This window comes from Huijunlia imazamoxiresistens, assembly GCF_037132455.1.
Lineage (GTDB): Bacteria > Bacteroidota > Bacteroidia > Chitinophagales > Chitinophagaceae > Flavisolibacter > Flavisolibacter imazamoxiresistens.
Map to the genome: position 1 here is coordinate 142,001 of NZ_JBBBEI010000007.1, position 23,626 is coordinate 165,626.

Here is a 23,626-nt window from a genome sequence, read left to right on the forward strand (position 1 = left end):
AGGTTTGTCTGTATAAATGTTAAAATGAATATTGAGCTGTCCGCTTTGGAGCTGGGGCAACAAAAAAGGGAAAGAACGTCTTTCCCTTTTTTGTTTTTGGCTGTTGCCAACTGCTTATTGCCAATTGCCTGTTGGCTTAGAAGGCGGGCTCGATGCCGGTATAGTTGTGGGGCGTGATCTTTTTCAGTTGGGCTTTGAGGCCGTCGTTCACGTCCAGCTTTTCGATGAATTCGTGGATGGAGGCCTTGTCGATCTTTGCCTTTCCGCGGGTCAGTTCCTTCAGCGCCTCGTAGGGGTTGGGGTACTGTTCGCGGCGCAGGATGGTTTGAATGGCCTCGGCCACCACCGCCCAGTTGTTTTCCAGGTCTTCCTGGATCTTGTCGCTATTCAGCACCAGCTTGTGCAGGCCGCGTTCAATGGACTTGAGCGACAGGATGGTGTGCGCCAGGGGCAGGCCGATGTTGCGCAGCACGGTGGAGTCGGTAAGGTCGCGTTGCAGGCGCGAAACGGGCAGCTTTGCCGCCAGGTGCTCGAACAGCGAGCTGGCCAGTCCCAGGTTGCCTTCGGCGTTTTCGAAGTCGATGGGGTTGACCTTGTGGGGCATGGCCGAGGAGCCGACCTCGCCCGCCTTGATCTTTTGCTTGAAGTAGTCCATCGAGATATAGGTCCACACGTCGCGGCAGAAGTCGATCAGGATGGTGTTGATCCGTTTCAGGGCGTCGAAGTGGGCGGCCAGGTTGTCGTAGTGTTCGATCTGGGTGGTGAACTGCGAGCGCTGCAGGCCCAGCACGTCGTCGGTGAATTCGTTGGCGAAGGCAATCCAGTCGGTATCCGGGAAAGCCACGTGGTGGGCGTTAAAGTTGCCGGTGGCGCCGCCGAACTTGGCGGAGAAGGGGATGTTGAGCAGCAGCTCCACGCCGTTCTCGAGGCGCTCGACAAACACCATGATCTCTTTGCCGAGGCGGGTGGGAGAGGCGGGCTGTCCGTGGGTACGGGCCAGCATGGATACCGCCTGCCAGTCCTTGGCCAGCAGCTTCAGTTGTTTGTTCAGGTTCAGCAGGGCGGGCAGGTATTCGTATTCCAGGGCATGCTTCCACAGCAGCGGGATGGCGGTGTTGTTCACGTCCTGCGAGGTAAGGCCGAAGTGCACCCATTCCTTTGCCGCCTGTTCGCCGATCTTTTCCAGCTCGTTTTTCAGAAAATATTCAACGGCTTTTACGTCGTGGTTGGTGGTTTTTTCAATTTCCTTTACTTCGGCGGCCTGTTCGGGGGTGAACCCGTTTTTCAGCTCGTTGAGGTGCTTGAGGGCTTCATCCGAAAGGGTGAAGAACTTTTTGCCGGCAAGGGCTAGCAGGTATTCGATTTCCACGACCACGCGGTATTTGATGAGGGCGTATTCGGAAAAATACTCGTCCAGGTGCTGTACCTGGCCGCGGTAGCGGCCGTCGATAGCCGATAAGGCAGTTAAGGAAGTTAATTTCATACCACTGTTTAAAATGTTGCAAACGATACCCCGGGGTATCCCTGCTGTAAATGTTTGAAAACGTTAAGGCTGCTGATAATCATGTACATCATTCTCATCAGAGGGTTACCTTTGCGGCCAAAAATAAACCATTTGAAGAAGATTAAAGTTGCGGCTGTCAGTTATTTGAACACCAGGCCTTTACTCTACGGCATCCGGCGGCATCCCGTGTTGCAGCAGATGGAACTGGTGGAGGACTACCCGGCCAAAATTGCCCGCATGCTGGTGGACGGAAGGGTGGATGTGGGACTGATCCCGGTGGCAGCTATTCCGCTGCTGGAGCAGCACCATATCATTACCGATTACTGCATCGGGGCGGAAGCCGATGTGGCCTCGGTCTGCATCTTCAGCCAGGTGCCGATGGAGGAGATCCGGACGGTTTATCTGGATTACCAGTCGCGTACCTCGGTAAACCTGGCCCGGGTGCTGCTGCGGGAATTTTGGAAAAAGGACGTGCTGTTTTTGGATGCCAACGGTGAGGAATACCGCCACCAGATCAAAGGCACCACCGCCGGCGTGGTCATCGGCGACCGTGCGCTGGAGCAACGGCTGGAGTCGGCCTACTGCTACGACCTGGCGGCTGCCTGGAGGGAGTTTACCGGGCTGCCCTTCGTGTTTGCTGCCTGGATCGCCAACAAGGAGCTGCCCGAAGACTTTGTGGCCGCCTTCAACGAGGCCAATGCCATTGGCTTTCAGCACCTCGACGCGATCATTGCCGAGCATCCTTTCCCGGTCTACGACCTGAAAAAATATTATACCGAATGTATCAGTTACCACCTTTCCCCGGAAAAGCGCCAGGGGCTGAAGTTGTTCCTGGAGAAGCTGAAACAACACCAGCACAATCCCGCATATATATTATAGATTGTTCCGGGGTAAAACCTGCTGACGGACAGGGAGGTAGGGGTTGATAAATTTGCGGTTGAACGGCCCTTTCGGATAAAGGAGACGTGCAACCGCTTATCTTTGCCGGTACCAAACTTCTGTTCCTATGAGCAAGCAAATCAATACTCTTTCCCCTGTCTCCCTTTCTGCCCGGCTTTGCCGTGAGGCCCGAGATAAAGCATGCCGCGATCGCTACCTTTCTTCGCAGAATTTCAACCAAATTTTAAGTTTTTCATAATCAAAGGCTTCCGCCGCTTTGTGCCGTTTTTTCGAAAAAGCCTGCAGCTGAAGGGTTGTGAAAAAAAAGAAATTGTTTTAAATTTCCTGACTGCCCGTATACGGGTTGCCCTCCCTATTTGCCTTTGAAAGACTGCGGTACGCCTGCTCCCTGCGTGTTGCGGGAGCGTTATTTTTATTGCTTCATGGTAGTTTAACGTTCTGCATGTTTATGAGATACCTTTTTTTTGCTGTTGTTTTCCTGATAGGATCGTTGGTGATTTCCGTCTCGGCCGGGGCTCAGTCCTGCAGTCAATGGCTGTCGCTGCCGAAGCACCCTTCCTATATGCGCATCGGCGACCTTGATATTTCCGGGAACCAATTGACGGTGGAGGCCCAGTTCAACCGGACAGCCTCCTGGAGCGGGAGCGATTTGTACCAGGGCGACCTGGTGTCGAAGCATGAAGGCCCCAGTGATTGCAATTACCTGTTACGCCCCGGATCTGCGGAAATTACCACGTCCAACGGGTATTTCAAGACGCCTGCCATTTGCCCGATCACCCTGAACAAGACCTACCATGTCGCCATGGTGTATGACGGCACCACCCTGAAGTTTTACCGAAACGGCTTTTTGATGAGCCAGGTGGCAGCCACTGGTAACCTGGTACAGAACGACTGGCAAACGCAGATCGGCTTGTATTTTAACCAGGTAGTCCAAGAAAATTTTATCGGCTACATCAACGAGGTGCGGATCTGGAAGGTGGCCCGGACCCAAAGCGAGATTCGGTCCTATATGAACCGGAGCCTGCCTTCGCCGCAGACCCTGGCGGGATTACAGGCCTATTATACCTTTGACAACCTGCTGAATAAACAGGGAAATACGGCCTGGAACGGCACCCTGAGCGCCGATGCCGCCATTAACCGCACCAATCCCAATTGCACGTTTATTCCTGATTCCTGCGCCGTCCAGACCCAGGCGACCTTTTTCACCCCCGATACGGTTTGTGTCAACGACCCGGTGCCCATCACCAATTTTACCACGGGCGCCAGTTCCTATTTCTGGAATTTTTGCGTGGCCAATCCCAATACGCCCCCCCAGGGCGTGAATATGGGCAATATCGGCGGGGCGTTCAGCGGCATCGTGTATATCGATTATGTTCTGGAAAATGGCAGGTATTACGGCTTTGTCACGGACAATTATACCGAGAAGCTTTACCGCCTGGATTTTGGCAACAGCCTGCTGAATACGCCCACTGTCCGGGACCTGGGAAACGTGGGCAACGTGATACCGGAAGAAACCGAAGGCATACAGGTAGTGAAGAACGAGGGAAAATGGTATGCCTTCATCGTCGGCGGCGACCCGGCGGATGGCTCCGTTTCGAAGATCGTAAAAATCGAGTTTGGCACCAATATCGCCAACAATGCGCCGGTGGGTGTCGATTGGGGCAATATCGGCGACCTGGCATACCCGCACGACCTGTACATGTTCGAGGAAAACGGCCACTGGTATGGTTTTACCGTCAACACGGCCAGCAATACCCTCACCCGATTCGACTTTTCCACCAGCTTTTCCAACAGCCCCAATGCACGGAACCTGGGGAACATCGGCAATTTGTCCGGACCTACCGGCGTCAATGCCCTGAAGGACGGATCGGAATGGCATGTTTTCGTTACCAATGCCATCAGCTCCTCCCTTACCCGGCTCGATTTCGGCACCTCGCTGCTGAACACACCTACCGGCGTCAACATGGGCAATATCGGCGGGGCTTTTCAAACCTGCTGGGATATTTATATTATGAAATACTGCGGCAGCTATATGGGATTCGTCATCAATGCCAACACCTCCTATAACGACCTGCTGAAGCTGGATTTCAAGGGAAGCCTGAAAAACGTGCCGGCCATTACCAGTTATGGCAACGTGGGAAACCTGAATTTTCCGCACTGTCTTTCCAAGTTTTTCCGGGAAGGCCCGGACCTGTACACCTTCGTGCCCAACGTCAGCAACAGAACGCTGTCGCGGATACGGTTCACGGGCTGCGCCAACAGCAGTTTGCCCAGCTCCACCCTGCAGCACCCACCCGCAATTGATTATAATACGCCGGGCACCTACAATATCAACCTGACCATAGACGACGGACTTTCCACGCAAGCGTCCTTTTGCCGCAATGTCGTGGTGTTGCCCCGGCTGCCGCATAACCCTCCCCGTACGCTCACCCTCTGTGCCGGGGAAACGGTCCGGCTACAGTCCGCCGCTGCTTCCAAAAACTACTGGAGTACCGGCAGTACGGCCAATTTCATTGATGTCAGCACTCCCGGCACCTACTGGGTGCAAACCAGCAACGGGCCCTGTCCCAATATCGACACCTTTATCCTTACGACGACGCCTTCGGTGCAGATCTTCAACAGGGATACCACCATAGTTGAAGGCAATGGCGTTTTCCTGAACAGCACCAGCTCCAACGGCATTTACCAGTGGACGCCTGCTGCCGGGCTTTCCTGCTCGAACTGCAGCAGCCCCGTGGCTTACCCGGCCACTACCACCACCTACCGCTTGTCCAACGGCAGCGGCAACTGTTCGATCGACGAGGTAAAAATTACGGTGCTGCCCAAAAGCGTTGTTGCTCCCTGTACCAATTTCCAGCTGGAGGCCGGCGGCACCGGTTCGGACAAGGCCTACGATGTGGCGGTAAGCACCGGTGGCGACTATTTTGTGGCCGGCACCACCACCAGCTTTGGCAATGCCGCCGATATCCTGATTACGAAGTTCAGCGCCACCGGCAAGGTCCTGTGGTCGAAAGCTTATGGTGGCACCGCCGGCGAATCGGTGCGCAAGATCACGGCGGCAGGGGATGGCGGCCTGCTGGTGACCGGGCAGAGCACCTCTTTTGGAAACAGCTCCGGCGATATTCTCTGCTTTAAAATCGATAACGGCGGTACGGTGCTTTGGTCCCGGAAGCTGGGCACCAGTTCGGCTGCGGGCGACCTGGGGATGGATATCATTGAAACTTCGGATGGCGGGTATGCCCTGTCCGGTGTGCTGAACGCAGCAGGCGGCATTGCCGATGCCGTGCTGATCAAGCTGGATAAGAATGCGCAGGTTTCCTGGAGCAAGCGCTTCGACAGGGGGGATGGGGAAGATGGCGTAGGCCTGCTCCAGAAATCCGACACCCTGGTGATGGCCGTGGACCTGCAAAACACTACGGCCAACTATGAAGCGGCGGTGATGAAGCTGAAGCTGTCGGACGGCAGCGTGTTGCAGGCGAAAAAGCTGACCCCTTCGGTCCGGGGACTGTTCCAGCCCTATCTCCACTTTGACCCGGCCCGGGCGGGCTACCTGGTCAGCGCACACTCCATTACCGGCAGTAGTTATGCAGATATGCGCCACACGATCATTGCCCTCGACGAAAGCTTCGGGGTCACCCGCACCCAGACCCTCCAGGTGTCGCCCCTGAACAACGACTTTTATACCGGCTTCTTCCCCCTGCCCGACGGAAGCTTTATCAGCAGCGGCAGTTCCCGCCAGGCTACCGGCGGTTTCCTGTACCGGGCAGTGGACAACAACGCGCTGCAGTTTGCCAAACATTTTGGCGGAACCGGCGATAAGCGCCTGAACCGCCTGACCGTTGCGGGCGGCCATGTGGTAGCGGTGGGCAGCACCGGCGCCAGCGGGCAGGAGGATTTTTTCGTGGCTGCCCTGAATACGGATGGCAGCACGTCCCGTGACTGCGGCGTGGAAAATGGGGCGGCTTCGGCAGCAGCGGCGCCTGTTTCCGTCAGCAATTTCACCTGGCCTACCATCCGCAGCGTTTCCTTCGGCAATACGGTTATCAGCCTGACCGCCAGGACGGTTACCCTTGACCGCAAGGACCTCTGTGCCGATGCCTGCGATACGGTCCGGCTAACCGGGCCTGCAAAGGCCTGCAGCCTGAAGGACACCCTGACCTTCTCGCTAAACCGGGCGAAAAACTGCACCCAGCCCTATACCATCACTTCGGACAACATCCTTTTTGATATCGTGGCGCAGAACGATACTGTCTTCCGCCTGCTCTTCAAACAGGAGGGAACGGCCAAGGTGCGGATCTCCCTTACCAATGCATGCTCGATGGTGCTGGACAGCTTGACCGTGGAGGCGAAGTTTTCGGCCGCATCGCCCGATTTTACCTTTTCCCGGGATGCCTGCTCGCCGCTTACGGTGCAGTTTACCCCCTCCTTAAGCGGCATGCAGACCTATCAATGGACGTTTAGCGGCGGTGCGCAAAGCACCCAGGCCAGCCCGAAGGTGACCTTTGGCAGTGCGGGCCTGCAAAGGGTAACGCTCCGGGTGCAGTCGACCAACAACTGCTGGGACAGTATCTCCAAAAAAGTTCCGGTGCTCGTGGAGTCCAAAGACCTTATTGCGAACAAGGATACGGCTATTTGCGCCGGCGACAGTGTGCAGCTGCGCACCCAGCCCACGGATTTGGGCTTTTGCTGGACACCTGCGGCAGCGCTGAGCAGCAGTAATGCCGGCCAGCCTTTTGCCAGGCCGCTGGCAAATACCACCTATACCTTTACCTCCCTAACGGTAGGTGCCAACCTGGTAGCGAATGGCGATTTCAGCAGCGGATATACCGGCTTTACCTCTTCCTACCAGAATGCGCCGGCCACGGGTACGAGCGCCGGTGTGTTCCACGTGGCCGCTGCCACCCAGGGCTGGCGCCCCGGCCTGTCGGCCTGTACCGATCATACTACCGGCAATGGCAACATGCTGCTGGTGAACGGCGACAACAGCCAGGGAATAAACCTTTGGTCGCAAACCGTTTCGTTGCAGCCCCATACCAACTATTTATTTTCCGTTTGGGTGCAAACGCTGAATGCGGCGGCTCCTGCCAAGCTGCAGTTTTCCATTAACGGCAGGTCGCTCGATACGGTATTTTCGGCCGGCAGGACCAGTTGCAACTGGAGTCGCTACCAGATTCTATGGAATTCGGGCGATACCCTCCTTGCCGCCCTGTCGCTGGTCAACGCCAACCCGGACCGCTCCGCGAGCGGGTTTGCCCTGGATGACCTGTTCTTTGGGCCGGTGGACGTATCGAGGGAGGCTGTGAACATTAGTGTGAAAGAGCGGCCGGTGGTCAGCCTGGGCGCGGATACCACCCTCTGCAGCGGGCAGAGTGTCCGGCTGCAGGCCACTGTTTCCGGTGGCAGCCTGTCGTGGCAGCCGCAAACCTACCTGGACGATCCGGGCCGTCCGGACCCCGTGGCCACCCCTGGCCAAACCATCATCTACCGGGCCGAGGTGACCAATGCCGCGGGCTGCCGTGCCGTGGATTCCACAGCGGTAACCGTGTTGCAAACACCGGTGATTGTATTTCCGGCGGATAACAGCATTTGCCAGGGCGCTTCGACGGCGCTGACCCCGCAGGTGCAGCATGCCGGCAGCTACCAGTGGGTTCCTGCCGACGGCTTGTCCGATCCGTTGGCGCCCCGTCCGGAGGCCCGGCCGCAAACAACCATGGTGTACACCCTTACGGCCCGCAACGGCAAGTGCAGCGCCACCGGACAAACCACCGTGCAGGTAAAACCCCTGCCGGTGCTGGATATTTCCCCGGATACCGCCATTTGCGAAGGGATGCAATTGCCGCTGCTGGCCAGTGGCGCCCTGCACTACCGCTGGCAGCCGCTTACGGGCTTGTCGGCCGGCGACATCTCCAACCCCGTGGCTGCGCCCCTGGCCGACACCCGCTACTTCGTAACGGCCACCGGCGCCAACGGCTGCGAGCAGGTGGATTCGGTGCAGGTGACCGTGGCGCGTCCGCCCGTCTTTAGCCTGCAACAGCAAAAGCCCTATTTGTGCCAGGGCGATACGATGATCCTCCGTGCCAGCGGCGGCGATCGTTACGAATGGAGCCCGCTGGAAAGCCCGGCGGCACCGTCTGTCTCCACGGTTTCGGTATTTCCGGAAACCAGCACACGGTACCAGGTGGTGATCACCCACCTGGCGTGCAAAAAGGAGGAAACGCTGTTTACCAATGTTATGGTGCGCCCCCGCCCCGAGCTCCGGATCACCAAATCAAACGATATTGATTGCTCCAACGGCGAGGCGCACCTGGCGGTTGTGGGAGGGGAAACGTACGAGTGGATGCCGGCGGCCAGCCTGTCTGATACCCGTATTGCAAACCCGGTGGCCACCCCGCTGCAAACGACCACCTACCGGGTAAAGGCTACTGCTGCGGGCTGCTCGGACACGGCCAGCGTTACGGTAGACGTGGTTTCCAAACCGGACTATGCCTATTACCTGCCTAATGCGTTCACGCCCAACCACGATGGTAAGAACGACTGCTTCGGTGTGCGGCCCTGGGCCGGCGTGCAGGAATTCTCTATGAGCCTGTACAACCGGTGGGGACAGCTGGTCTTTTCCACCAACGATCCCCGGCAATGCTGGGACGGTACCTTTAAAGGAATGGAGCAGCCTTCGGGTGTATTTGTATATCTCATAAGGGCGCAAACCCTGTGCGGCAGCGTTAATAAAAAAGGAACCGTGGTCCTGATCCGCTAAAAGCGGATATGCGGGTAGAAAGTATGTTTTATGTTTTGCTTAATTAATTTGAGCTATCCTATGCTTTGGATTCGAACCAGAGGTTTATTTTCTGATGGCCGCTGCGGCGGGAAATAATAATATTTCATAGAAAAAAACGTTTTGTAATCTTTATTTTCCCAAAATGAATGCATTATGAAAAAGCTTCTGATTCCGGTTTCTTCTATTCTTCTTTTTGCTTATTTCCTTCCCTTAAGTGCGGGATTAAGCTCCTGCAAGAAAGAAACAACTAAGACGGTTCGTGATACCATTATTCAAAAAGATACCGTCATCCGGAAAGACACCATATATCAGGACCCGGCCAATAATCCCAACATCCGGTTGTCAAACGGCCTGTTGGCCTATTACCCGTTTTCGGGGAATACGAATGATGCCAGCGGAAATGGAAACAATGGCACTCTTTTCAATGGGGCCGTTATTGCTTCGGATAAAAGAGGTAACCCCTCCAGTGCGTTGAGTGTGAACGGTTTCAATGGAGTTTTGGTGAATGATGGTGGAAGGCTCAATCCGACGGACAGCATGTCCATCAGTTTGGATGTCATGATGAGGGCGATAGCCGGCAGGCAGGTTTTTATTTCAAAAGTGAACTATTCTACGGGTTCCGGCGCCATATTTGGACTTGGGCCCAGCTTCCCGGGCGACAAAAGGATTCTCTTTTCACCGGTTAAAGCAGGCATCCCCTGTGACCGGGCGCATACCGATGCGGAAGTAGTGGGCAGGGTATATGGTATCGAACCGGCGCCGGAATCCTGGTATACAATTGTCGTTACCGTTAAAGCCGGTTTAATGAAGATGTACATAAACGGAATCCTGGTCAGCCAGGTTACCGGCTCGGTTGACAAAATGAATTATTGTCCGAATTCGCAGTTGGTTATTGGCGCCTGGTGGAGCGGAGACCCTGCAGGGCTGAATGGCAAAATTGACAATGTCCGGATCTACAACCGGCTTTTGAACCAGGACGAAATCAGTTTTTTAAGCAGGTAGTCGATGCCTGAAGCCGGTTCTGCCCGGCACAAAAAAGGGGATGAATCCAGATTCATTCCCTTTTTTGTGACTTTACTTTTTCCTTTTTTGCCGGCCTTTATTATCCTTATCACCAAATAAGTAAAACATTACATTTGCACAATTCCAAAAATTATGAAAGTTGTCATTTTTGCAGGAGGGCTAGGGACCCGGATCAGTGAGGAAACAGACACCCGGCCCAAACCTATGGTGGAAATAGGAGGGAAGCCTATTCTGTGGCATATCATGAAGATCTACAGTCAATACGGCTATAATGATTTTATCATATGTCTTGGCTATAAAGGCTACCTGATAAAAGAATACTTTATGCATTATTACCTGCATAACTCGGATATTTCCATTGAGCTGAACAGCAATAAAGTGGAAATACACTATACCGCTACCGAATCGTTCAACGTCACCCTGGTGGATACCGGTCTTTCCACGAAAACCGCCGGCAGGTTAAAGCGCATTCAGAAGTATATAGGCGAAGAGGATTTTATGCTTACTTATGGTGATGGCGTTGCCGATATTGACCTGGACGCCCTGGTACGCTTTCATAAAGATCATGGCAAAATGGCTACCGTGACCGCGGTGCAGCCCGAAGCTCGCTTTGGCGGCATGGAAATAGAAGACGGCGGATCGGTAAAGATGTTCAAGGAAAAACCCAAAGGCGACGGCAACTGGATCAACGGGGGCTTTTTTGTGTTGTCGCCCAAGGTATTCAATTACCTGGATGACCATGCCGATCAAACCATGTGGGAAGACGATCCCATGGAGCGGTTGACCACCGATGGCGAACTCATGGCGTATAAGCACCGTGGTTTTTGGAAATGCATGGACGCTTTACGCGACAAGATCGAATTGGAGCATTTATGGGAAAACAATCAGGCTAAATGGAAAATCTGGTAAGCACAACACAGCTGCAGCGCTTTTTTCGGAATAAGAAGGTATTTATTACCGGGCATACCGGCTTTAAAGGTTCCTGGCTGATGGCCCTGTTGCAGGAGATGGGTGCCCGGATAAAAGGGTATGCCCTGCCCCCGGAACAGGAAGGCGGGTTGTTCGACTTTCTCCGGAAAGAGGAAAAGACCGAAAGCGTGCTGGCCGATATCCGCGACCGGGAACGGCTCCGTTCCGAGATCGTTTCCTTTGAACCGGATTTTATTTTTCACCTGGCCGCCCAGCCCCTGGTACGGCGTTCCTATGAAATACCGGCCGAAACTTTTGATGTCAATGTCGTGGGCACGGCCAACCTGCTGGAGGCCATGAGGTCACTGCAGCATAAGTGTACGGCTGTTATTATTACCACCGATAAGGTGTATTTCAATAAAGAGCAGGATATATTGTACAAAGAGGAAGACCGCCTGGGAGGATACGATCCTTACAGTGCCAGCAAGGCCTGTACGGAGCTGGTGGTGGACAGCTTCCGGAATTCTTTTTTTAACCCGGCGGAATACCACATCCATCAAAAGGCGATCGCCAGCGCCCGTGCCGGCAACGTGATCGGCGGCGGTGACTGGAGCAAAGACCGCCTGGTGCCGGATATCGTCCGTTCGTTGCAGCAGCAACGCACCATAGAAGTGCGCAATCCCCGCGCCGTTCGTCCCTGGCAACATGTGCTCGAACCTTTGTGCGGGTATTTGTTGTTGGGCGCCTTGCTGGAGAACACACCCGCAGCATTTTCGGATGCCTACAACTTCGGGCCCCGGCCGGAGGACCACCTGACGGTGGAAGACCTGGTGAAAACCGCCATTGAAAACTGGCAGGGAGGCGCCTGGAAGGATACCTCCGATCCAGGGCAGCCGCACGAAGCCACCCTGCTAAAGCTGGACATCAGCAAGGCGGAAAAGGCATTGAACTGGCATCCGCGGCTGAATGCCAAGCAATCCATCGCATGGACCATTAACTGGTACCGGCAGCCGGCCGGCCAGTTGTCCGATTATACGTTCCGGCAAATCCGGGAGTACCTTGCATTATGATCTTTACACCCACGCCCTTAGCCGGCGGCTACGAAATAACCTTAACGCCCTTTTCCGACAGCAGGGGCTGGTTCGCCCGCTTTTTCTGCCGGCAGGAGTTTGAACAGATCGGCCATTCAAAGGAATGGATGCAAATGAATCATTCCTTTACCAGTGCCCGCGGCGCCGTGCGGGGCATGCATTTCCAGTACCCGCCCTTTCGGGAGGTCAAACTGGTGCGCTGTATTTCGGGCGCCGTTTTCGACGTCATGGTGGACCTCCGCCAGGACTCGCCCAGCTATTTGCAGTGGTATGGCGCCGAGCTTTCCGCCGAACGCCGGAACATGCTGTACATTCCGGAAGGTTTTGCCCATGGCTTCCAGACCCTGACCGAAAATTGCGAACTCATATACCTGCATACCGCGCTCTACCAGCCAAAGGCGGAAGGAGGCATCCGGTACGACGACCCCGCGCTGAATATCCAATGGCCGCTGCCCGTGGCGGAGCTTTCAGAGCGGGATAAAAAACATTCTTTTATCGACAAAAACTTTAAGGGCTTATAGCTATGCAATGTAGATTTTGTAAATCGGAGCTGACCAATATTTTTATTGACCTGGTGAATTCTCCGGCTTCCAACTCCTTCCTGACAAAGGATCAATTGAACGAACCGGAGGTTTTTTATCCCTTAAAGGTGTATACCTGTTCTTCCTGCTTCCTGGTGCAGATCGAGGAGTACAAGAAGTCGGACAGCATCTTCAACGATCAGTATGTTTACTTTTCCTCCTTTTCCAAAAGCTGGCTGGAGCATGCCCGGAAATATACCGAAAAGATGATCGACCGCTTCGGCTTTTCCCCCCGGTCGCAGGTCATCGAGATCGCCTCCAACGACGGTTACCTGTTGCAATACTTTAAGGAAAAGAACATTCCCGTGCTGGGCATCGAGCCCACCGCCAATACGGCGGAAGTGGCCCGCGGCAAAGGCATTGAAACGATCACGGAGTTTTTCGGCACGGCGCTGGCGAAAAACCTCCAGGAGCGGAAGGCCGACCTGCTGCTGGGAAATAACGTGCTGGCCCATGTGCCCGACATCGTGGACTTCGTAGGCGGCATGAAGCAGGTGCTGCAGCCGGAAGGCGTGATCACCATGGAGTTCCCCCACCTGATGCAGCTGGTGGAGAACAACCAGTTCGATACCATTTACCATGAGCACTTCTCGTACTTATCCTTCTATACCGTAAAGCAAATTTTTGAATCGCAGGGATTGGAGTTGTTCGACGTGGAGGAGATCCCCACGCATGGCGGATCGCTGCGGATCTATGCGAAGCACCAGGAGGATGGCAGCAAGGCGGTTTCCGCAAATGTGGGCGCGCTGCTCCACAAAGAACAGGCAAAGGGTCTGACCTCTTTGGGCTATTACGATGATTTCCAGCAAAAGGCCTTTGGCGTGAAGCTGGCGTTCATGGATTTCCTCATCCGCCAAAAGAAGGAAGGCAAACAAGTGGCGGGCTATGGCGCCGCGGCCAAGGGCAACACTCTGCTGAATTACTGCGGTATAAAGAACGACCTGGTGCGCTTTGTGGTGGATGCAAACCCCTACAAGCAGAACAAGTGGCTCCCCGCTAGCCATATTCCTGTCGTCAACGAAGAACAATTAAGGCAGGACAAACCCGACTTCGTGGTGATCTTTCCCTGGAATATCAAGGAGGAAATCATGAAGCAGCTGGAATATATCCGGGAGTGGGGCGGTAAATTTGTGATTCCTATTCCTCACCTGGAAGTGATCTGATGAAAAAGGCAACGGTTCTGGTAACGGGGGCTTCCGGTTTTATTGGCCAGCATGTCATAACGGACTTATTGAAAGAAGGTTACGCTGTGATCGCTACCTCTTCGTCCGAAGCCCGGGCGGCGGTCCAGCCCTGGTTTAGGCAGGTGCGGTACCTTCCCTTTGATTTGGGGAACTTTGCGCCGGAAGTGAACTACTATGAATATTTCCAGCGGCCGGATCATATGATCCACCTGGCCTGGGAAGGGTTGCCCCAGTATAAATCGCTTTTCCATTTCGAAGAGAACCTGCCCCGGCATTATGCGTTTTTGAAAAATATGGTCACCAACGGCCTTACCGATCTTTCGGTAACGGGTACCTGCCTGGAATACGGCTTTCACGAAGGCTGCCTGCAGGAGGAAATGATGACCGACCCGGGAAATGCTTATGCCCTGGCAAAGGATACGCTGCGGAAGTTCCTGCAGCAGTTGCAGAAAGTACAGCCTTTTTCCCTGAAGTGGATACGGCTGTTTTACATGTTCGGCAAAGGTCAGAATCCCAATTCCCTGTTTTCCCAACTGGACAGGGCCATTGAACGGAACGAGCCGGCGTTCAACATGAGCGGCGGCGAGCAGGTCCGGGACTACCTGCCTGTAGCCGATGTTGCGGCGTACATCAGGGCCATTGCCCTGCAGGACCAGGTTACCGGTTTGATCAATTGCTGCAGCGGCCAGCCGGTGCAGCTGAAAGACCTGGTCGCCCTTTATTTACAAGAAAAAAAATCTGACATTTCACTGAATCTCGGATATTATCCCTACCTGGATTATGAGCCTATGCGCTTTTGGGGTGATAATTCCAGGTTGCAAACCATTTTAGAAAATGAACAATCCCGTTAAAGAGTTTATAGACCAACGAGTAAACCGGATCGCCGGTAACGGTTCCAACCCGGCCTTGCAGGAAGCCGCCCGGGCGTTTAACCTGGAGTCGAACAAGGCCCAGTATTCCTACAATTTTTCCTGGATGGGCCGTCCCATTATCCAGTACCCGCAGGATATGATTGCCATGCAGGAAATCATCTGGGAGGTTCAGCCCGACCTGATCATTGAGACCGGTATCGCCCATGGCGGTTCCCTGATCTTTTATGCGTCTTTGCTGGAATTGATCGGCAAAGGGGAGATTCTGGGCATTGATGTGGATATCCGGGAGCATAATAGGGCCGCCATCGAGGCGCATCCTATGGCCAAACGGATCAAGATGATCCAGGGCTCCTCCATTAGCCAGGAAATTGTGGACCAGGTGCGGCAGCAGGCGGCCGGAAAGGAAAAGATCCTCGTTTGCCTGGACTCCAACCATACCCATGAGCATGTGTTGCGGGAACTGGAACTGTATGCTCCTTTCGTTTCCCTGAATTCTTATATCGTAGTGTTCGATACGATCGTGGAGGATATGCCGGATGGATATTTACCGGGCCGCCCCTGGGGTAAGGGCAATAACCCGAAATCAGCCGTACACGAATTTTTGAAACAGCACCCGGATTTTATCATTGACCAGGCTGTGGACAATAAGCTGCTGATCAGCGTAGCGCCTGATGGTTATCTTAAACGAATCAAGTAACGTTCCCCCATGCAACACACTCCTTTAGTAAGTTTCTGCTTTACCACCTTCAAGCGGCAGTATTACCTGAAAAAGACCCTGGAGAGCATCCGTTTGCAATCCTTCCAGGATTACGAGGTCATTGTTTCGGATAATGACCCGGAAAGAAGCGGTAAAGAGGTAGTAGAAGGATTCCGGGATCCGCGGTTCAAATACTTCCCGAACGAGCAGAACCTGGGAATGAAGAAAAGCTTTAACAAAAGCCTGGAACGTTCCTCCGGCTCCTACATAGTGATGATCGCCGACGACGACCCGGTTTATCCCGATATGCTGGAAACCCTGGTTGGGCTGAAGGACCAGTACCCGGAGTACGGCATGTACCTGGGAGGTTCCAATTACCTGTGTACCCACCCGGGCATTGCCCAATTATACGGGATGAAGGTCGGCATCAACTCCTGCCTGGTCAATGAGCCGGTGGATACGGTGCGCCTGTATTCCCCCAACGAATTCCTGAAGAACTTTTTCGACCTCAAGATTTACCCGGCCTACCTTTGGTCGTGCTGCATGGTGAAGCGGGAAACCCTGGTAGAGATGGGCGGCGTACCGGATTATGATACGCCGTTCTTAGGCGATTATGCCTACCTGAGCATTATGGGCTCGCGTTCGGGCTGCGTGGTCATCAACAAGGCGCTGGGGCACCAGACGGTGCACGAGCAAAACTTCGGGCGCGCCCAGAATGAGCAGCTGGTCCGGATCGGGAAAAATTTCATTGACTATGTTTCCGCCCGGATCCGCCATGTACCGGACTGGCCCGCGGTTGAAAAAAGCATGAAGCATTTTGTGGCCATGTGGATCGTGTCGCATCTTTCTTTCCTGCGGAATTATTATGCGCTGTTCAACCAGCCGGGAACGGAAGACCTGGTGCCGGTGGAGAAGGCTATTTTTTCAACGGAACTGATGAAGCCTTACCGGAAGAAGTACTGGCTGAAGATTCACATGCCGGCACTGCACAATTCCCTGGTGTGGCTGAAGAAAAAGCTTTAAGGATCCCGTGTCCGGGAACAATTGCTTCGATGGCGTAACCTTGTCTTTGCCGGTACCGGTCCTTCGTTTCCGGCAGCTGGCAACATTCATTTAATACTATTTTATGGCTAAATACAGTATTGTTTTACCGGTGCGCAACGGCGGGGAGTATATAAAAGAATGCATTCACAGCATTCTGTCCCAATCTTTGGGCGACCTGAACCTGCATGTTTTAGACAACAATAGTACGGATGGCACCCTGGAGTGGGTACAGTCGCTTTCCGATAGCCGCATTGTGGTGTATCCTTCCGGTAAATCGCTGACGATCGAGGAGAACTGGGCCCGCATCACCTCCATTCCGAAGAATGAGTTCATTACACTGATCGGGCACGACGATATCCTGCACCCGCACTATTTGCAGGTGATGGACGACCTGATTGGCAAGTATCCCGATGCCAGCCTGTATCAGGCGCATTTCCTGTACATCGATGCCCAGGGAAAGACGATTCGCAAATGCAAGCCCATGGCCGAACGGCAGTCGGCAGCGGAATTCCTTTCCTTCTTCCTGTGCAACATGATGGACAGCATGGGCACCGGCTTTATGATGCGGGCGGCCGATTATGATGCCGCCGGCGGCATCCCTGCCTACCCGAACCTGTTGTTCGCCGATTTCGACATCTGGATCCGGCTGATCAAAAAATCCTATCTGGCAGTAGCCTTTGAAGAAACCTTTTCCTTCCGCATCCACCAAAGCACCACCACCACTTCCCCGGACGTCAAGTTCCAGGAGGCCTTCAAAGAATTCGTCCGCTTTTTAAAGTCGCAGCAGGACGATCCCCTGTTACGGGAGGCCATCCAGCGGTATGCCCTCCACTTTATCTCCTTTTACTCCAAGGGGCTGGCCCACCGCTTACTGCGAACGCCGAAAGGAAAAAGAAAGGGGCTGACCGTCGCCGCCTTTCTTTCCGAATGCAAGCAATTCGCCGACGAACTGGTCCCCGGAAATGCGTTCGACCCGGAAAAAATCCTCAGCATGAAGCTGGCCCGGCAAATCGACAGCAACTTTATCACGCGGTCCTTATTCCTTGGCTTTAAAAAAGTATATGCAAAGCCGGTGCTGAAATAATTATTGCTTTTGCTCCAAACAAAGATGATCATTATCCCACTAAACCCGGTCGTACACTTTGCTGGTCTCTATCGTCATCATTAACTACAACACCTTCGCGCTCACCTGCCAGTGCATCCAGTCCGTGCTGGACTTTACCAAAGGGGTTCCTTACGAGATCATCCTGGTGGACAATGCCTCCACGGAATGCGATCCTTCGCTGTTCAAGGAAAAGTTCCCCGGCATCATCCTGGTGATCAATCCGCACAATTCGGGATTTGCCAAGGGCAACAACCTCGGTATTTCGTTTGCCAAAGGCGACCTGGTCTTGTTGTTGAACAGCGACACCTACCTGACCGAAGACGCCATCAGCAAAAGCGCCCAAGCCTGGAAAGACCACCCGGGAACCGGGGTGCTGGGCTGCAAGATGGTGTACCCCGACGGGGGGCTGCAGTATTCGGCCCGCCGCTTCCGCAGCCTTCAATGGGAACTGCTCGACCTGTTTCGCTTTTTGCCCTACCTGCTGCCCTACCGGCAGCGGGCCCGCCTGATGCTGGGAAAATATTTTAAACTGGACTTCACCACCACCGCCGACTGGGTGAACGGCGCCTTTTTCCTGTTTCCCAAAGAGGTGCTGCAACGACTGCCGGAAGGAAAGCTGGACGAACGATTCTTTATGTACGGCGAGGACCAGCTGTGGTGCGAGCAGATCAAGAACCTGGGCTATGAGATCCTGTTCTTCGCCGGCGCCTGCATCGTCCATATCCACAGCGGCAGCACCAATGTGAAAAAACAGATCGGCCTGCGCAAGGTGATGGAGCGCAACGAGCTGGTGATCATGGAGGCCCGGAAAGGGAAGGGGCTGTATTATTACTGCTTTGCCGCCATCTTTTCCTTCAAGCAGGCCCTGATCTACTCCGGCAAATGGATAAAATTGAAGGCTAAGGGATAAAGGATATTACCTGCAGATAAACTCCGCGGCTTTTTGGGTGCTGTAGCCCCAATAAAAATGCCCGTAGTATTCCGGGCCGATATCCTTTTGAACGGAAGCCATGGCAACCACCGCTTCGGCAAAGGCCTGCCAGTCGCCATCGCCTGCTACCTGCAACTTGCCGTTACAGAGGGCCGGATCCACACCTATGGCGCCGTTGTTCGTAGATACGGCATTGGCATTCATCCCCAGGGATTCCACCAGCTTGGTTTTGATACCGCCACCCTCGGTAAGGGGATTTAAAAAAACGTCCGTGGCCATAAAATACTGGTAGATATCGTCCACGAAACCGGCATAGGCCACCTTTGGGTGGCCAGGGCTTTTGCCGTCCAGGCCGGGACCGCAGACCAGCACCCGGAAGGGAAAGCCCTGTTGCTGCAGGCGGGGCGCAATTTCGTGTTCGATGATCTGCAGTGCCGCGAGGTTCGGGCCATAATTAAAGGCGCCGGCAAAGAGCAGGAGGCGCTCCTCCGCTTTCAGGCCATGCTGCCGGCGCACCGTCGTCCGGGCCTGGGCCTGCTCTTCTTCCGAAGGCCTGCCGGCCCGCTCGATGCCGTAGGTCAGCAACGTGCACTTTTCTGCATCCAGTGCATAATCGCGCAGCGCCGTCTGCCGGTCTTCTTCGGTGATAAAGAGGTTGTAATCCGCGTTTTGGTGCGTCCATTTTTCGTAATGCCACAGGATGCCCCACCACCATTTGCCCAGGGTTTTGAACCGCAGCGACTCGATGTTGTGGGAGTGCACTACCAGCTTCAGTCCCATGGTTTTTTTCAGCAGCACCGCCAGCCATCCCAGGTAGGGGTGTTCGATCAGCAGGTGAGAGGGGCGCAGCCCGCGGATGATCTTCCTTATTCGGAAATACTGCAGCGGATTCACATAGCGCAGGGGCGAGCCGGAAAACAGCGGGATGGTAGCATAACCTTCGGCCCGGCCGTTGTCGTTGGTCTTCGTGGTGACTACGTGCAGGTCGGTATGCCGGCTGAAATACTTGTTAAAGAGGGCGATACCTTTTTGCCCGCCCACCTTGGCGGGCAAAAAGGTATAGGAAACAAGGCTGAGTACACGCACCATGCTTAACTGAGTACGGTTGTGCGGCGGGACCGCTTCACTTCAAAAAAGATCGCTGCCGCCAGTAAAAGAAGGGTGATCACCGAGGCGATCAGGGACAGGGTGTTGCCGGTTTTATACGAGGCCGGTTCGAAGATGAAGTCGACCGTATGGGTGCCGGCCGGCAGGTTCATGCCCCGCAGCACGTAATCGGTTTTCACGTACTCCGCCTTTTTGCCGTCGATATAGGCATTCCAGCCCAGGGGGTAATAGATCTCGCTGAATACGGCGAAGGCGTCCTGCTTGCCGGTGAACCGGTAGGAGACGGTATCGTTGGAATGCCGGGCTACTACCAGGCTGGCGGTGGAGTCGAAGCCGCTCAGGGGCTTCAGCTGTCCGGCAAACTTCTGTTGTACGATGGCGGTATCCTTCGACACGTTGGCCAGGGCCGCCATTTCGGCGTCGGCGTTGGCAACGGTGCGCACGGCTTTTACCAGCCAGGCCGGTCCGAAGGCTTCGGGGTTAAGCTGCGCCTGGGCTTGTCCGCCCTGGCCGCCGGGGGTAATGAAGTATTTCGTGTTCAGCATGTTGAACACCTTCATGTTGCCTTTGCTGATCTGGTGTTCGATCAGGTCCTGGTACAGTCCCAGCTTGGCGGGGTGGTAGCCGCCCACGCTGTTGTGGAAGTAGGAGGCGCGGGAGCCGTTGAAGGGGCCCTGCGGGTCGGTCTGGTCGAAGACGCGGAAGGGTTTGGCCGCGTCGGCCATAATTTGCTGGTCGGCCTGGGTGGGGGTGAAGGAGGCTTCAAACTGCTCCTTTTCCACGTACTTGTCCTCGTTCAGGTAGCGGCGGCCTACGGGCATCAGGTCGATGAGGGTCAACAGGGTCAGGCCGATGAGGACGTGCAGCGCCTTGAGGCGGTCTTTCAGGAAGCCGGCCACCAGCAGCGCCGCCAGGGCAATGAAGAGTACCGAGCGCAGCAGGTCGGAACCGAACAGCGATTGCCGGTCCTCGTGCAGGGCCGTCATCAGTCCCTGGCTAAAGGTCTGGGCCTGCTGCAACGCCTGGGGGGAGGGCTGCTGGGCTCCCTGTGTCATGGCGCTGGTAAAATAGTCCTGGATCTGGCTGTCATTAGCGCTTTTATAATTAAAGGAAATGTACAGCACGCCCAACAGGGCCACCAGTCCGCCGGTGATATACAGGGATACTTTAAATTGCTTCCAGAGGGCTTCGCGCTTTTCTCCGCCGAACAGCACCTGCTGCAGCGCCAGGGCCGCGGTAACGGCAAAGGTGAACTGCGGGATCACCAGGGCCATGGAGGGCGCCCGGAATTTATTGTACAGGGGCAGGTAGTCGAACAAAAAGTAGTTGAAGGCGGCAAAGTTCTTACCCCAGGAGAGCAGGATGCCAAAAACCGTGGCGGCAATGATCCACCATTTGTGCCAGCTTTTAAGGTACACCATGCCCAGGATAAAGAGGAAACAGATCACGGCGCCCAGGTACACGGGGCCGGAGGTGCTGGGCTGGTCGCCCCAGTAGGAGTAGGAATTGGCCATCTGCACGGCCTGGTCTTCGGGAACGCCCACCTCGCCGAGCTTTTCACTGAATTTGGTGGCGCCTTTGTGCTCGTCGCCACCGTTGCTGCCGCCGTAGATACCGGGGACGACCAGGGTAAAGGTTTCGCTGATGCCGTAGCTCCAGTTAAAAGCATAGTCCTTGTCGAGGCCGCCCTTGGTCTTGTTTTGCGCATCGCCGCCGGCCGTCAGTTCGGAGCGGCCGCCGCGCATGGTTTCCTGGGCGTATTCGCGCAGGGGCAGCATGTTGGAGGCAAACATGAAGAAGCCCAGGGCGCAGGCGAGGGCAGCACCGGCCACGGCTTTACCCACATGAGCCAGTTCGCCTTTTTTGGAGCTGTACACCGCGAAGGCCAGCACCATAAAGCCCATGATGATGCCGGTATAATAAATGATTTGAAGGTGCTGGGTAGCTACCTGGAAACTAAAGAAGATAGACAACAGGGCCAGTCCCCACCAATACCGCCGCTGGAACAGGAGCAGCAGGCTGCCGATAACGGCGGGCATCAGGCCCATGGCCTGCATCTTGGTATCGTGGCCCACCGCCACGATGATGGGGTCGTAGGTGGCATAGGTATAGGCCAGGGCCGACAAAATGCCGATCCACGGATTGACCCGCAAGATCTGGCTGAGGAAGTAAAAACAGATGCAGGAAAGCAGGAAAAAGCTGATCGGCTTGGGCAGGCCGAAATTCAGCAGGTAGGTCAGGTACAGGGTGGGCGGGTTCATGGCCGGCTCGAAGGCCACCGTATACGCCGGCATGCCGCTAAACAGGCTGTTAGTCCACAGGGGAAAATGACCCGTCCGTTCCTTGTACTCGATCGATTGCTGGGCCATGCCCTTCCAGCCCAGGACATCGTGTTGGTTCACCACTTTGCCTTCGAGCACCGGTTTGCAATAAAGAACCGCTACAATTAAAAATATAACGACCGCTACTATATGGGGGAGCGCTTTCTGGAAAAACCCTTTTTTCATACACCGGCAAAATAAAAGTATTTTCCGTATAATAGTTCCTGAGTTCCTAAGTTCCTGAGTTCCTGAGTTGGGAGTTCACAAGTTGGAGTTTCGCCTGTCCTGAAGAAACTACAAAAGTCTTTAAGACTTTTGTAGTTTGGCGTTCTTTCAGGCTGCTCTTTCCAGAGTTACGCCAACTCAGAAACTCAGAAACTCAGAAACTCAGGAACTTCTGAGTTATCTTGTACCCCGAAACAAACGGAGCTAAAACGGAAGTGAACTACATGCGGGCGCTATTATTTTTGTCACGGGTGGCTTTGATCTGCAATCTGTTTTTTCTGCTGGCGGTGCTGCTGCAGTACAAAAACTTTATCGGAGAGGAGAAGGTGGTATCCACCATCGTGATCATCGGCTACTTCCTGGCCGTTTTTGTCTTTAACCCGCTGGTGCACCTGCTGTACCTGGCGGTTTTCAGCTTTCGCAGGCGCCTGTTCGACTGGGTGCCGAAATGGCTGGTGGCGGCGAACTTCCTGTTCCTGCTGCTGCAAATCATCTATATCATCCTGTTTTTAAATAATGATACATTCTATTCTTAAAGACAAACCCACGCGGCTGTTCCTGGCGTTTAGCGCTTTCTTCGTGGCCAACGCCCTGATCGCCGAATCCATCGGGGGCAAGATCTTTTCGCTCGAAAAGCTCTTCGGCCTGCCGCCGGCCTCCTTCACGCTGTTCGGGCAAAGCGGCCTGTCGTTCAACCTTACCTGTGGGGTGCTGTTGTGGCCGCTGGAGTTCGTCATGACCGATATCGTCAATGAATATTACGGGCCCAAGGCGGTACGGCGCATCTCCTTTACCGCAGTGGCATTGATCGGCTACGCCTTCCTGATGTATTTCCTAGCCATCGGCGTGCCGCCGGCCGACTTCTGGATCGGCAGCAACCCCGCTTTGCCCAATATGCAAACGGCCTTCAGCGCCATCTTCGGCCAGGGCATGCGCATCATCGTGGGCAGCCTGGTGGCCTTCCTGGTGAGCCAGCTGGTGGATGTGGCCATCTTTCATAAGATCAAGAAAGCCACCGGCGAGCGCCATGTGTGGCTGCGGGCCACGGGCAGTACCGTCGTGTCGCAGTTTATCGACAGCTATATCGTGCTGTTCATCGCCTTCGGCGGCATCTTCCCCTGGCAGCAGATCCTGGCCATCGGCCTTATGAACTATGCCTATAAGTTTACCATGGCCCTCCTGCTCACCCCCGTTATCCTGCTGGCCGAACGCTGGATCGTAAATTACCTCGGCGCCTCCACCGCCCGCCAGATGAAACGGGCCGCGATGGGGGAGGAGGTGCCCGCCATTCCGGCGGCGGGATAGCTACAAGTTTACGAGTTTACGAGTTTACGAGTTTACGAGTTCCTGACGGGCG

The 23,626-nt window shown here is 54.7% G+C and carries 17 protein-coding genes; 14 read left to right on the forward strand and 3 right to left on the reverse strand.

What is annotated here, in order from left to right:
* Positions 1 to 136: 136 nt before the first annotated feature.
* Positions 137 to 1,483 carry an adenylosuccinate lyase gene (gene purB / locus V9K67_RS10905; protein ID WP_336722297.1) on the reverse strand — a complete coding sequence of 449 codons (1,347 nt, stop codon included), beginning with the start codon at positions 1,481 to 1,483 and terminating at the stop codon, positions 137 to 139.
* A gap of 132 nt (positions 1,484 to 1,615) precedes the next feature.
* On the opposite strand from purB, the gene V9K67_RS10910 reads away from it, so the two are divergent.
* The 12 genes from V9K67_RS10910 to V9K67_RS10965 all read left to right on the forward strand — a co-directional run bounded on the left by V9K67_RS10910 (position 1,616) and on the right by V9K67_RS10965 (position 18,595).
* Positions 1,616 to 2,383, forward strand: coding sequence for a menaquinone biosynthetic enzyme MqnA/MqnD family protein (locus V9K67_RS10910; RefSeq protein ID WP_336722299.1), 768 nt, complete (start codon positions 1,616 to 1,618; stop codon positions 2,381 to 2,383).
* 469 nt (positions 2,384 to 2,852) lie between these two features.
* Complete coding sequence (locus V9K67_RS10915) at positions 2,853 to 9,158, forward strand: T9SS type B sorting domain-containing protein (RefSeq protein ID WP_336722301.1); 6,306 nt, start codon at positions 2,853 to 2,855, stop codon at positions 9,156 to 9,158.
* 174 nt (positions 9,159 to 9,332) lie between these two features.
* Positions 9,333 to 10,181, forward strand: a complete 849-nt coding sequence (locus V9K67_RS10920) for a LamG domain-containing protein (RefSeq protein WP_336722303.1) — start codon at positions 9,333 to 9,335, stop codon at positions 10,179 to 10,181.
* Positions 10,182 to 10,334: 153 nt separating this feature from the next.
* The gene (rfbF, locus tag V9K67_RS10925) at positions 10,335 to 11,111 is read left to right on the forward strand and encodes a glucose-1-phosphate cytidylyltransferase (RefSeq protein ID WP_336722305.1); all 777 of its coding nucleotides are present in this window, start codon (positions 10,335 to 10,337) and stop codon (positions 11,109 to 11,111) included.
* Positions 11,096 to 12,181: a CDP-glucose 4,6-dehydratase gene (rfbG, locus tag V9K67_RS10930; protein ID WP_336722307.1), complete on the forward strand. Its 1,086-nt coding sequence runs from the start codon at positions 11,096 to 11,098 to the stop codon at positions 12,179 to 12,181. Before rfbF ends, rfbG begins: the two co-directional genes overlap by 16 nt.
* Positions 12,178 to 12,723: a dTDP-4-dehydrorhamnose 3,5-epimerase gene (rfbC, locus tag V9K67_RS10935; protein ID WP_336722309.1), complete on the forward strand. Its 546-nt coding sequence runs from the start codon at positions 12,178 to 12,180 to the stop codon at positions 12,721 to 12,723. The genes rfbG and rfbC overlap by 4 nt, the downstream gene beginning before the upstream one ends.
* A 2-nt stretch (positions 12,724 to 12,725) precedes the next feature.
* Positions 12,726 to 13,946, forward strand: coding sequence for a methyltransferase domain-containing protein (locus tag V9K67_RS10940; RefSeq protein WP_336722311.1), 1,221 nt, complete (start codon positions 12,726 to 12,728; stop codon positions 13,944 to 13,946).
* Complete coding sequence (locus V9K67_RS10945; protein WP_336722313.1) at positions 13,946 to 14,818, forward strand: NAD-dependent epimerase/dehydratase family protein; 873 nt, start codon at positions 13,946 to 13,948, stop codon at positions 14,816 to 14,818. Before V9K67_RS10940 ends, V9K67_RS10945 begins: the two co-directional genes overlap by 1 nt.
* Entirely contained in the window at positions 14,802 to 15,536 is a 735-nt protein-coding gene (locus V9K67_RS10950) for a cephalosporin hydroxylase family protein (protein ID WP_336722316.1), read from the forward strand. Before V9K67_RS10945 ends, V9K67_RS10950 begins: the two co-directional genes overlap by 17 nt.
* Before the next feature lie 9 nt (positions 15,537 to 15,545).
* A complete protein-coding gene (locus V9K67_RS10955; RefSeq protein WP_336722317.1) occupies positions 15,546 to 16,559 on the forward strand; it encodes a glycosyltransferase in 1,014 nt (337 codons plus the stop codon).
* A gap of 103 nt (positions 16,560 to 16,662) precedes the next feature.
* On the forward strand, positions 16,663 to 17,664 hold the full coding sequence (locus V9K67_RS10960) for a glycosyltransferase (RefSeq protein WP_336722320.1): 1,002 nt from the start codon (positions 16,663 to 16,665) through the stop codon (positions 17,662 to 17,664).
* 58 nt (positions 17,665 to 17,722) lie between these two features.
* On the forward strand, positions 17,723 to 18,595 hold the full coding sequence (locus V9K67_RS10965; protein ID WP_336722321.1) for a glycosyltransferase family 2 protein: 873 nt from the start codon (positions 17,723 to 17,725) through the stop codon (positions 18,593 to 18,595).
* A gap of 6 nt (positions 18,596 to 18,601) precedes the next feature.
* On the opposite strand, the gene V9K67_RS10970 is transcribed toward V9K67_RS10965, so the two are convergent.
* Both V9K67_RS10970 and V9K67_RS10975 read right to left on the reverse strand, forming a co-directional pair.
* Positions 18,602 to 19,705, reverse strand: a complete 1,104-nt coding sequence (locus tag V9K67_RS10970) for a glycosyltransferase (RefSeq protein WP_336722322.1) — start codon at positions 19,703 to 19,705, stop codon at positions 18,602 to 18,604.
* A 2-nt stretch (positions 19,706 to 19,707) separates the two neighbouring features.
* A complete protein-coding gene (locus tag V9K67_RS10975) occupies positions 19,708 to 22,230 on the reverse strand; it encodes a YfhO family protein (protein WP_336722324.1) in 2,523 nt (840 codons plus the stop codon).
* 263 nt (positions 22,231 to 22,493) lie between these two features.
* Between V9K67_RS10975 and V9K67_RS10980 the strand changes: the two genes are divergently transcribed.
* Positions 22,494 to 22,805 carry a hypothetical protein gene (locus V9K67_RS10980; protein WP_336722327.1) on the forward strand — a complete coding sequence of 104 codons (312 nt, stop codon included), beginning with the start codon at positions 22,494 to 22,496 and terminating at the stop codon, positions 22,803 to 22,805.
* A complete protein-coding gene (locus V9K67_RS10985) occupies positions 22,786 to 23,574 on the forward strand; it encodes a queuosine precursor transporter (protein ID WP_336722329.1) in 789 nt (262 codons plus the stop codon). The genes V9K67_RS10980 and V9K67_RS10985 overlap by 20 nt, the downstream gene beginning before the upstream one ends.
* The last annotated feature ends 52 nt before the right edge of the window (positions 23,575 to 23,626 follow it).